This window comes from Salinibacter sp., from assembly GCF_042218895.1.
In the GTDB taxonomy this organism is placed as follows: domain Bacteria; phylum Bacteroidota; class Rhodothermia; order Rhodothermales; family Salinibacteraceae; genus Salinibacter.
In genome coordinates, this window is the sequence record NZ_JBDGQQ010000015.1 from 1 (window position 1) to 11,086 (window position 11,086).

General features: G+C 62.7%; 11 protein-coding genes. 9 read left to right on the top strand and 2 right to left on the bottom strand.

Annotation, left to right across the window (positions count from 1 at the left end; genetic code table 11):
• The 8 genes from ABEL04_RS01725 to ABEL04_RS01760 form a co-directional block, all read left to right on the top strand.
• A partial coding sequence (locus ABEL04_RS01725) for a SufD family Fe-S cluster assembly protein (protein WP_375800648.1) occupies window positions 1-240 on the top strand: 240 nt, incomplete at its 5' end.
• A gap of 131 nt (window positions 241-371) precedes the next feature.
• Complete coding sequence (sufC, locus tag ABEL04_RS01730; protein WP_375800649.1) at window positions 372-1,145, top strand: Fe-S cluster assembly ATPase SufC; 774 nt, start codon at window positions 372-374, stop codon at window positions 1,143-1,145.
• A 63-nt stretch (window positions 1,146-1,208) separates the two neighbouring features.
• Entirely contained in the window at window positions 1,209-2,549 is a 1,341-nt protein-coding gene (sufD, locus tag ABEL04_RS01735) for a Fe-S cluster assembly protein SufD (RefSeq protein ID WP_375800650.1), read from the top strand.
• An 83-nt stretch (window positions 2,550-2,632) separates the two neighbouring features.
• Window positions 2,633-3,889, top strand: a complete 1,257-nt coding sequence (locus ABEL04_RS01740; RefSeq protein WP_375800651.1) for an aminotransferase class V-fold PLP-dependent enzyme — start codon at window positions 2,633-2,635, stop codon at window positions 3,887-3,889.
• A 92-nt stretch (window positions 3,890-3,981) separates the two neighbouring features.
• Window positions 3,982-4,413, top strand: a complete 432-nt coding sequence (locus ABEL04_RS01745; protein WP_375800652.1) for a SufE family protein — start codon at window positions 3,982-3,984, stop codon at window positions 4,411-4,413.
• 248 nt (window positions 4,414-4,661) lie between these two features.
• A complete protein-coding gene (locus tag ABEL04_RS01750) occupies window positions 4,662-5,069 on the top strand; it encodes an SUF system Fe-S cluster assembly protein (protein WP_375800658.1) in 408 nt (135 codons plus the stop codon).
• 106 nt (window positions 5,070-5,175) lie between these two features.
• Entirely contained in the window at window positions 5,176-7,428 is a 2,253-nt protein-coding gene (locus tag ABEL04_RS01755) for a sigma 54-interacting transcriptional regulator (RefSeq protein ID WP_375800653.1), read from the top strand.
• Between the two features lie 40 nt (window positions 7,429-7,468).
• Window positions 7,469-7,885 carry a VOC family protein gene (locus tag ABEL04_RS01760; protein WP_375800654.1) on the top strand — a complete coding sequence of 139 codons (417 nt, stop codon included), beginning with the start codon at window positions 7,469-7,471 and terminating at the stop codon, window positions 7,883-7,885.
• A 28-nt stretch (window positions 7,886-7,913) separates the two neighbouring features.
• Here ABEL04_RS01760 and ABEL04_RS01765 read toward each other — a convergent pair whose 3' ends face one another.
• The gene (locus tag ABEL04_RS01765; protein ID WP_375800655.1) at window positions 7,914-9,188 is read right to left on the bottom strand and encodes a zinc-ribbon domain-containing protein; all 1,275 of its coding nucleotides are present in this window, start codon (window positions 9,186-9,188) and stop codon (window positions 7,914-7,916) included.
• Window positions 9,189-9,233: 45 nt separating this feature from the next.
• Window positions 9,234-9,557, bottom strand: a complete 324-nt coding sequence (locus tag ABEL04_RS01770) for an HU family DNA-binding protein (protein WP_375800656.1) — start codon at window positions 9,555-9,557, stop codon at window positions 9,234-9,236.
• 201 nt (window positions 9,558-9,758) lie between these two features.
• On the opposite strand from ABEL04_RS01770, the gene ABEL04_RS01775 reads away from it, so the two are divergent.
• A partial coding sequence (locus ABEL04_RS01775; protein WP_375800657.1) for a M1 family metallopeptidase occupies window positions 9,759-11,086 on the top strand: 1,328 nt, incomplete at its 3' end.

Below are 11,086 nucleotides of genomic sequence, written 5' to 3' on the forward strand. Positions count from 1 at the left end.
CACACCTACCCCTACATCGAGAGCAACAACCCCTCGGCTCAGATTGAGCACGAGGCGACAACGTCGAAGGTGGGCGAGGACCAGATGTTCTACTGCCACCAGCGTGGCCTCGGAGAGGAGGAGGCCCTGAAGTTGATCGTGAACGGCTTCTGCCAGGAGGTCCTGCAGGAGCTGCCGATGGAGTTTGCCGTGGAGGCGAAGGAGCTTCTCGACATTGAGTTGGAGGGCAGCGTCGGCTAGTTACCCGGTGTGGACGGATAGCGGCTCGGAGGAGCGGAGGTGGACGAGATTCTGTCTCTCCTCCGTACCCTCTAACCGTCCACATCTCTCATTTCCGCATGCGCACACACATTTACACACCTACACCGAACATGGCACTTCTAGAGATCGAAAATCTCCACGTTGGCGTCGAAGATGAGGATGACCTTGAAATCCTGAACGGCGTAGACCTCACGCTCGACACGGGCGAACTCCACGCCCTCATGGGCCCGAACGGCTCCGGGAAAAGTACACTCGCAGCGGTGCTCGCAGGCCGCGAGGAATATGAGGTGCTCGAGGGCGAAATCCGCTACGACGGCGAAGATCTTCTCGAACTCGAACCTGAAGAGCGCGCCGAGGAGGGTATCTTTCTGGCCTTCCAGTACCCGGTGGAGCTTCCCGGCGTGAGCATGACGAACTTCTTGAAGGAAGCGGTCAACTCCGTCCGTGAGGCGCGCGGGCAAGAGGAACTCTCCTCCACTGAGTTTCTACAGCAGATGCGCAAGCGGGCTGACATGCTGGGCCTGGACGCCGACCTTACGAAGCGGTCGGTCAACGAGGGCTTTTCCGGTGGCGAGAAGAAGCGCAACGAGATTTTCCAGCTCGCCATGCTGGAGCCTCGTCTCGCCATTCTCGACGAAACGGACTCCGGGCTCGACATCGACGCGCTCCAGAGCGTTGCCGATGGGGTGAACAAGCTTCGCGACGGTGACCGAGGATTTCTGGTTATCACCCACTACGAGCGCATCCTGCAGTACATCGTTCCGGACCGTGTGCACGTCATGATGGACGGTCAGATTGCGCGCTCCGGCGACAAGGATCTTGCCGAGACGCTTGAGGAGCACGGGTACGAGTGGATTCGAGAGGAGGCAATGGCCGCGGCATAAGTCCCGGTTCCAACTCCCTTCCCTCCCCACTCCTCCTTCCACACCGGACTCCCTACCAAACTCATGACTACCGCACTCGACACCGACGTTCGCCCTGAGGACCGGTTCATCTCGGCCTTCAAGGTGAATCATGGCCAGGCCCTCAACGGAACGAACGCCTCAATCGCACAGCAGCGCGAGGACGCCATCGAGCGGTTTGCACAGCTCGGCATCCCAGACAATAATCTGGAGGCCTGGAAGTACACGAACATCTCGAAGATCATCGACCGGCCGTACACCCTCCCCCTCGCTCCGGAGATTCCGTCGGTCGACCCGAGCGACATTGCCCCGTTCACGATCGACGAGATGGACGCGCACCGCGTCGTGCTCGTGAACGGTCGGGTCGACGAGTCGCTCTCCGACATCGACGACCTGCCATCGGGGGTCGTCGTGAGTGGTCTTGCGGAGGCTGGCGCCGAGCATCCCAGCGTCGTGGAGAAGCATTACGGCAAGTACGCCGACTTTGAGAACGAGGCGCTCACCGCCCTCAACACGGCATTTGTGCAGGACGGCGCGTTCGTCTACGTGCCGTCCGGCACCGTCGTGAAGAAGCCGATCTTCTTCCTCCACGTGACGGCCGGTCAGGAGGACCTCTTCCTACAGCCGCGCCACCTGTTTGTGGTGGAGGACGGCGCCATTGCCACGATCGTCGAGGCCCAGCACTCATTGACCGATGCCCACACGTTCACGAACACCGTGAGCGAGTTCTTCGTCGGCGAGCGAGCCAACATGGAGCACTACCTCGTTCAGGATGAGGGATCGTCGGCCTCGCAAGTACACACCCGCGCCGGGCAGCAGAAGGACGACAGCGTATGCTCGACCAACACGATCACCTTCAGCGGTGAGGTCGTCCGCAACAACGCAAACATCGAGGCGGACGGCTCCTTTTGCGAGTCGAACATGTACGGCCTCTGTATCGGAAAGGACGAGATGCACGTGGACAATCACACCCAGATGGACCACGTGCAGCCGGACTGCAACAGCAACGAACTCTACAAGCACGTCCTCAACGACGAGTCGACCGCTGTCTTCAACGGCAAGGTGCTGGTGACTCGCGGCTCACAGCGGATCGACGCCTACCAGCAGAACGACACGATCGTCCTGACGAAGGACGCGCAAATTTACACCAAGCCGGAGCTGGAGATTTACGCCGACGACGTGGTCTGCAGTCACGGCGCCACGACCGGCCAGGTGGACGAGGAGGGCGTCTTTTATCTCCGTTCCCGCGGCCTGTCGGAGCGCCGCGCCCACATTCTCATGCTCCAGGCTTTTTGCGATGAGGTCCTGAGTGAGTACAGGGTCGACCCGCTCCGCGACTACGTCACCGAGAAGATTCGACAGCGCTTCGCTAGCTACTTCTCATAACGCACGGAGGCACAGATGCGTGGATGAATGGAGGCCACAGCACTTGTGCCTCCATGCCTCCATGCTTCCAAGCCTGAACCCCCATGCCTGCGACGACGCATCCCACCCCCGAGACGGCCTCGTTCAACGTTGAGGCGCTCCGCGCAGACTTTCCCGCGTTGGCACAGGACGTATACGAGGACACGCCACTCGCGTACCTCGACAACGCGGCGACCTCGCAGAAGCCGACTCCGGTGATCGAACGGCTGGACCGGTTCTACCGCGATGAGAACAGTAATGTGCACCGCGGCGTGCACCGGCTCAGTCAGGACGCGACGGAGGAGTATGAGGAAGCCCGGAAGTCTCTCGCGCGGTTCCTCAACGCGCCGGATCCCGACCAGATCATCTTCACACGCGGTACGACGGAGGGGCTCAACCTCGTGTCCTCCACGTTTGGGCGCATGGCGGTGGAGGAGGGCGATGAAATCCTCCTCACGGAGATGGAGCACCACTCCAACATTGTCCCCTGGCAGATGCTCGCCGAACAGGTAGGGGCCTCGATCGAGGTGCTGCCCGTCACAGACCGTGGCGAGCTGCGGATGGACCTCCTTCCGGGGATGCTGACCGACGACACGGCGCTGATGGCCATCAGTCACGTCTCCAACACCCTGGGCACCATCAATCCGATGGAGGACATCATCGATGTGGCGCACGCGGAGGATGTGCCAGTCGTCGTGGACGGGGCACAATCCGCCCCACACCTGCCGGTCGATGTGCAGGCGCTCGATGCCGACTTCTTCGTCTTCTCGGGGCACAAGATGTTCGGGCCCACGGGCATCGGCGTGTGTTTCGGCAAGCGCGAGCACTTGGAGGCCATGCCCCCGTATCAGGGCGGCGGCGACATGATCGACCGGGTCTCCTTCGAAGAGACGACCTACGACGACCTGCCCCACAAGTTTGAGGCCGGCACGCCGAACATTGCCGACGCGATTGGGCTTGGCACGGCCGCCGAGTACATTATGGACCTGGACTGGGACGCCGTGCAGGCCCACGAGGAGGCTGTTCTGGAGTACGCAACCGAGCAACTGGAGGCGGTGGAGGGCGTCCGCATCGTCGGAACGGCGCCTGACAAAACGAGCGTCCTCTCCTTCGTCTTCGACGACATTCACCCCTACGACGCCGGAACGGTGCTCGACCGTGAGGGTGTGGCCGTCCGCACGGGGCATCACTGCACACAGCCGCTTCTGGAGCGCTACGGCCTTCCTGGCACCATTCGTGCCTCGTTTGCGGCCTACAACACCCGCGAGGACGTGGACCACCTCATCGACGGTCTCCAGAAAGTGCGCCACATGTTCGGCTGAAACGTGTAGAAGTGTGGACGTGTGTAAGGATGCACGTGCATTTAAACTTCACGTAAGGACCGTCACGCATTCAAACCCCTGTACCTGAAGGTATGCCTGCAACGAATACCGTCTCGGACCGCGCTCAACAGATCGTCGACGAGTTTTCGCTGTTTGACGATTGGATGAGCCGGTACGAGTACCTCATTGAGCTTGGCGACGACATTCCGCTGCTCGACGAGGAGAAGAAGACTGAGGAAAACTACATTCACGGATGTCAGTCGGACGTCTGGATCGAGACCGAGTTCAACGATGAGGATCGGGCACTACGGTTTCGAGGCGACAGCAACGCCAAAATTACGAAGGGACTGGCCGCCCTCATCATCCGAGTGCTCGACGAACAGCCGCCCGACGCAATCGCGGATGCCGACTTCGAGTTTCTCGACGACATTGGCCTCCACGATCATCTGAGCTCCCAGCGCAACAACGGGCTCAAGGCCATGATCGAAGAGGTGCAGGAGCGCGCCCGGGCCACTCGTAATTGACGCCAGCTTCGTCTTCCGTGAAAGGCGGTCCTGTGCACACGTTTTGTCTTTTGAGCCGTATTGCGTAGTGCGTATTGCGTGGTGCGGTCGGACCTACGAAATACGCAACGCGAGATGCGCGCGGCACAACGATCTGCACTCCCCGCTACGGAGACACGAAATTTACGGCAGACCAACCTACAATTCCCAACACAGCCATGACTCCTTCAGGAGGCGCCATGCCCGGCGGAATGGGCGGAATGGGCGGCATGCCCGGGGGCGGAGGCGGAGCCGCCGACATCCCCGACGACAAAGAACAGTCGGACATTGAGCTTCCGGAAACGATTCCGGATCACGTGCAGGACACACCGGACGACGATCTGTACGAACGGGTCGTCGAGTCGCTGCGCGAAATTTACGACCCGGAGATTCCCGTCAACATCTATGACCTCGGGCTGATCTACCATTTGGAGATCAGCGACGACGGACACGCAGACGTGCTCATGACCCTTACGGCCCCGAATTGTCCCGCGGCGGGCGTGCTGCCAGGGCAGGCCGAGGACGCCGTGCGGGAGACGGAAGGCGTGGAGAGCGTCAACCTGGAGATGACGTTCGAGCCGCCGTTCTCCCCGCAGATGATGTCCGAAGAGGCTCGCCTTGAACTCGGCTTCATGTAAGCAATTTCGAATGTCGAATGGCGAGTTTCGAATTTGTCGTTCGACACGCGATCATTCGACATTCGCAATTCGAAATTCCACAATGAGACACGCACGCACCATAGCGATGGCCACCACGCTCCTCGCCGATGGGCGGGCAGAGGACGTGGCGGACATGGTGGAGCCGTTACTCGACTCGGTGACGGCGCCGGCCGCCAACACGGGGCAGATTCTGCTCCGTGGATTGATGGCCCGTGTCGAGGTGATGCACCGCGATCATCTCGATCCCGCCCTTGAACTGCTGCCGCCCGTGGAGGAGGTGGCCGACTCGTGCACCTGCGTGCGGGCCGAGGTGGCTCTCTGGCGCGGCTGGGTCAATGCTCGCCGTTCCGAGACGATCGATGAGGCATCCTGGGCCCTTCACCTGCTGAAGGGGAGCCAGGAGCTCTTCGCTTCCATCTGTGACCCGGTGGGGCGATGCTGGGCCCTCCTCGGACGAGCACGCGCCTACTACGCCCTTGAGGAATACGGGCTCATGCGCCGCGTGCTCGACGACGCGGCGGAGCTTCTCGATCGTCTTCAGGATACTCAGGCCAGGCGGTGGCTTCACGAACTCCGCATCCCGGCCCTCCGGATTGCTGGGCAGTACGAGCGGGCGGAAGAGCACGTGCAGGCCCTCCGTTCGATTGCTGAAGACTGGACCGGTCGCCGGGTGCGCGGGCATGCTGCGGCTCACACCGCCCTCCTCCGGCACGATCGTGGAGCGGCTCCCTCCAGTATCCTCGACGCCGCCGAGGCGGCCACATCTTTGCTCCGGCCGGAAGACCGCGCCGCCACCGACCTATTCCTCCGAGTTCTACGGGCGCGCGCCGGAGCGCTCGGTCGGCAGAAGGACCGGCCGGAGGCCTTCGATGTCCTCGATGACGCCGAGGCCTTCCTGCCGGACAACTCGTCAGTGAACACACCCCTCCAGGTGCTCCGGGCCCGGGTGGCTCTGTGTCGCGGAGACCACAGTCGGGCGCTAGCAGTGCTCGACGACAGCTTCGAACACGCCCTCCCCCGCCAGCCGGACCTTCAGCGGTCCAGCATCGCCCTGCTGTATGGGAAGATTTTCTTCGAACAGGACCACGTCGACGACGCCGAATCGTGGCTGCGACGGGCCCGTCGCGTTGCCCAGGAGACGGGCCACCACGTCAACCATCAGCGTGCGCGGAAGGCCCTCGCGGGCGACTCCGAAGACCGTTCCGTTCCCGCCCTTTCTAGCGGACCTCCCTCCAACGGAAGAGCCCCGCCCCCGGACCGCTCATCCTCTTCCCAACAGGCACAGGTGGCCCTGTCCCGGTCGACAGTCGACCCTACTGCCGTTGTCGACGGATTTGTGGCGGAGAGCCGCGAGATGCAGGCAGTGGCCGACACGATCCGGCAGATTCAGCCGAGCCACAGCCCTGCGCTCGTGACGGGCGAGAGCGGGGCCGGCAAGCGTCTCGTGGCCCGGGCCGTTCATGCGACGAGCGAGCGGGTCGATGGACCGATGGAGGTGATCTCCTGCGACCCAACCCAGACCGAAGAGCCCCTCGAGGCCCGACTGTTTGGGATCGTCGAGGGTGACGGCACGCGGCGGCCCGGCGCCGTACACGCTGCCGACGGGGGAACTCTTGTCATCGAAGACGTGGAGGCCCTGCCACGTCCGCTTCAATCGTCGCTTCTCCACCTGCTCGATGCGGGGGAAGTGACGCCCGCGGGAAGCACCGCTCCCGAGCCCGTGGACGTCCGCATCGTGGCCACAACGACGGCCGATCTCGACGCCCGCGTCCAGGAGAACCGCTTCCGGCGCGCCCTCCGGGACCGCCTGCGTGTGATTTCACTTCACGTGCCGCCCCTCCGCGAGCGCCGCGCCGACATTTCCCTTCTCGTCCGCCACTTTTTGGACGCGCTCAGCCCGGCCGATTCGGCCCTGGTCTCGATCACGCAGCCGGCGATGGAGGCCCTGCTTCGCTACAACTGGCCCGGCAACGTGCGCCAGCTCCGCAACGAGATCGAGCGTGCGCTGGTGCACGTTCAGAGCGAGCCGGCCCCCACCATCGACACTGATATTCTTCTCGACACCATCGTCGAGGAGGCGAAGTACTCCGAATCCTCCCGGACCACCGAGGAGAACCTGGACGCCATTCTGCAGCCCGACCAGACCCTCAACGACGTGCTGTCCCGCACGGAAAAGTCGGTGATCGAGCGCGTGCTACGGGCCTGTGACGGGCAGGTGACGGCCTCGGCCGATGTGCTCGGCCTAACCCGACAGGGACTGTACAAAAAAATGAAGCGCCTCGACATTGACGCCTCGGCGTTCCAGTCCTCACCGGAGCCTGCGCCGGCCTCCTCCTGAATGCACGGACACTCCCTGTTGCAATCCATCCCGACGTTCCATGGACACAGACGTTTCCCCCTCCGTTCCGGGCGACGACGTCTCGCTCGACGTGCGACTGGACCATGCCTCGATCATGACGACCGACCTCGATGAGGCCATCTCCTTCTACGTGGATCTGATCGGGCTCTCGCTCCGAACCGTGGAGGATGATCCGGTGCGGAATGGCCGAAAGCGAGCGATGCTCACTGATGATCGGGACCGGGAGGTCGTTGAACTGATCGAGATGTCGGAAATGAAGCATCCGTCTGTGCCGGGTCGGGGAGGCATCCATCACCTCGGATTTTCGTTTTCGTCACGGGAGTGGCACTCCCTGCGCTCGCGCCTCGACGCGGCCGATCACGCCTACGAAGAAACGAAGGGACGTCTCTTTGTACGGGACGCAGACGGGCTCGTCCTTGAGATTGAGAAAGAATAGTGCCCTTCCTCGCAGGCCCTGGCCTGCCTTAGGACGGCGGATTGGCACTCTGTTCCGGAGAACGGCCTCCCGACGATTTTGCCTGACGCTTCTTGATGACCTTCAGGGCCCGGGTGGCCTGCTGATAGAATGGCGACTCCTTGTCGGCGTACTGCTTCGCCTTCCTGAACTGCTGCTTGGCCTGTTTGACCCGGTTGATTTGAAGGAGCGCGAGGCCCTTCTGGAACCGGGCGGGCACAAAGGTCGAGTCGTCGTCGAGCACCGCATTAATGGCTTTAATGCCCCGCATCGGGTTGTTCGTAAGGAGGTACGCTTCTCCCATCCGAGTCCGGGCATCGAGATCATCGGGACGCTCCTCGGTAACGGCCTTGTACGCCTGAGCGGCGTGCCGGGCGACCTGAGAGATTTGCTTCCGCTGTCCTCGGTTCTGAAGCTTCTGCATCCAGCGGTACAGGAGGTCTGCGGTGCGACGGCGTGCCTCTACGGTTCCCGTTGTCTCCGCGATTTTCTTCTGCACTAGGGCCGCCCGACCGGGTTGCCCCGCGCCGATGAGGAGGTTCGTCAGTTTGGTCCGCAGTCGTTGTATTTCCTGCCCCGATGCCTGATCGATTCGGGTCCGGAGAGAGTCGATGCGACCGGCCATCGCGCCGCTGGGCGGGCTCGCCGTCTGGTCGACCAGCGTCCGGAGGTCGGTGACCTGTCCCTCCGTCCCCCTCGTTGACCGGGGTCGACCAGAAGACTCGCCCGAGGACGCGGCGCCCCCTCCACTCGGCGTTGCCTGCGCGGAGGGCGTGTCCGAGGACGACTCACCGCCGCCCCACTCGTACTGGGCGCTCCACTGTGTCGCGAAGAACAGAACCAGTACCAGGGCGAGTGCCCCTCCCACAACCAGTGCAATTTGCCGACCCATCGCAGCCTGCTCGTCGGGTTCCGCGGCCGGTTCGGCGTCTGTCGTCGTGTCCTCCTCCGTCCCCTGCGGAAGGTCGGCCGTTACTGGACGCGTGCCTGCGGGGGAGGCGTCCGAGAGATCCTGCAGCTCGGCCCCGCACTGACTGCAGTAACGGGCACCGGGCGGGTTTTCCCATCCACACTGATTGCAGAATACGCTCGGGCCCTCCTCCGGCTCCGGTTCCGAGTCCTGAGACTCGGAGTTTGCGTCGCCCCCTCCCTCTTCGGCACCGTCGTCCGAGGAATCCGCGTCCTCGGGTGCAGGGGAGACAGCGGTTCCACAAAGGTCGCACTGGTCAGAGTCCGCAGGGACGTGTGCGCCACAGGAGGGACAGGTACGAGGAGAATCGGGCATCACGCGGGAGAGAGATAGCCGGCAAGAACAACGAAGAGGAAACCGCTAGGACGAGTTCGATTCCGTATCCGACGATTCCGTATCCGATTTGTGGGAGGCGTCCACAGCCTCGCGCAGCTTTTCGGAGGGCCGGAAGGTCGGCTTGTACCGTTCCTCAATCTCGACGGGCTCGTTGGTCTGGGGATTCCGCCCTGTCCGTGGGGCTCGATGCTGAACCTCGAAGACCCCGAATCCACGAAGCTCGATGCGCTCTCCGTCCTTCATGGCCCGCCGAACGACGGTCATGAAGCCCTCGACGACGGCGCGGGTCTCGATTTTGGTGAGACCCGTCCCATCGGCGATCTGGTCAATGAGGTCGGCCTTGGTCATCGCAGAGAAGAAAGGTGTTGAAAAAGACGGCGGAAGCCTTCGTGTCGCCGAACGCCGCGGTCCGATTCGTGATTCGGAAGGGACCGAGAATCCTCGCCTTTTTGCGGATCGGGCGAGAAACATTCAGCGCGTTGTGCAGAACGATAGACTCGGTAGCAGAGGTCCTTCCTGCTTGCTTTCTCCCACCTGTTCCCCCATTCGATGGTCGCTCGCCTTGCCTCCTTCGTCGCCGCTGTTCTTCTGTGCGTCCCGGTCGCCCTCGGACAGTCGCCGAGCCAGTGGCAGCAACACGTGGATTACGAGATGGACATTCGTCTGAACACCGAGACGCATCGCGTGGACGGGCATCAGCGGCTCACCTACACCAACAACTCCCCGGACACGCTTCGCACGGTCTACTACCACCTCTACTTCAATGCCTTCCAGCCTGAGTCCATGTTCGCGGAGCGAAACCGGCAGCTTCCCGACCCGGATGGGCGCACCGTGCCACGCATCTTCAATCTGGCGCCCGACGAACAAGGATGGTACAAGATCCAGTCGCTGACCCAGGACGGGGAGGCGGTCTCCTACGAGGTACACGACACCGTGATGCGGGTGGACCTCGCCGATCCCATTGTGCCGGGCGAGTCCACCACGTTCGTCATGAACTACCGCTCGCAGGTGCCCCTGCAGACGCGGCGCAGCGGGCGCAACAGCCGGGGCGACAGCATCGACTACACGATGACACAGTGGTACCCCAAGATGGCGGAATACGACGAGCGGGGCTGGCACGCCAATTTCTACGTCAACCGCGAGTACTACGCGCCCTACGGTGAGTTTGACGTCGAGATTACCCTTCCCACCGAGTACACGATTGGCGCCACGGGCGTCCTGCAGAACCCCGAGGAGATCGGCCACGGCTACGACATTGAGGGCGACGGCACCTGGCGGCCGTCGGACGGCCTGCCGGATACCGACTCGCTCACCTGGCACTTCACCGCGGAGAACGTACACAACTTCGCGTGGTCGGCCGATCCGGACTACGTCCACGACAAGGTGACGGCGGACGGCACCACGCATCACATCCTCTACAAGCCGAACGTGGCCAAGCAGTGGCGCCCGCTTAAAAAGGACATGCCAGAACTGACCCGGTTTTTCAGCCAGGAATACGGTGACTACGCGTACCCACAGATGACCGTGGCGCAGGGGGGCGACGGCGGCATGGAGTACCCCATGTTTACGGTCGTCAGCAGCTACGATGGGCCGGCCTTCGAGGAAAAGAGCAGCTACCGCTCTGTCCTGGGTACCACGGTGCACGAGTTCGCACACATGTGGTATTACTCCGCCCTCGGCAGCAACGAGGCCGACTACGCGTGGATGGACGAGGGCTTTACCACCTACGCCACGGAGGAGGGCATGGCCCACCTCATGGACCGCCCCGCCGATCACACCGGCGACCGGCGGGCCGTGGTGCTCATGCACAAGCTGGGCCTGGCCGAGCCCTTCAGCACCCCCGCTGACTGGTTCAAAACCAACTTCGCCTACGGCAT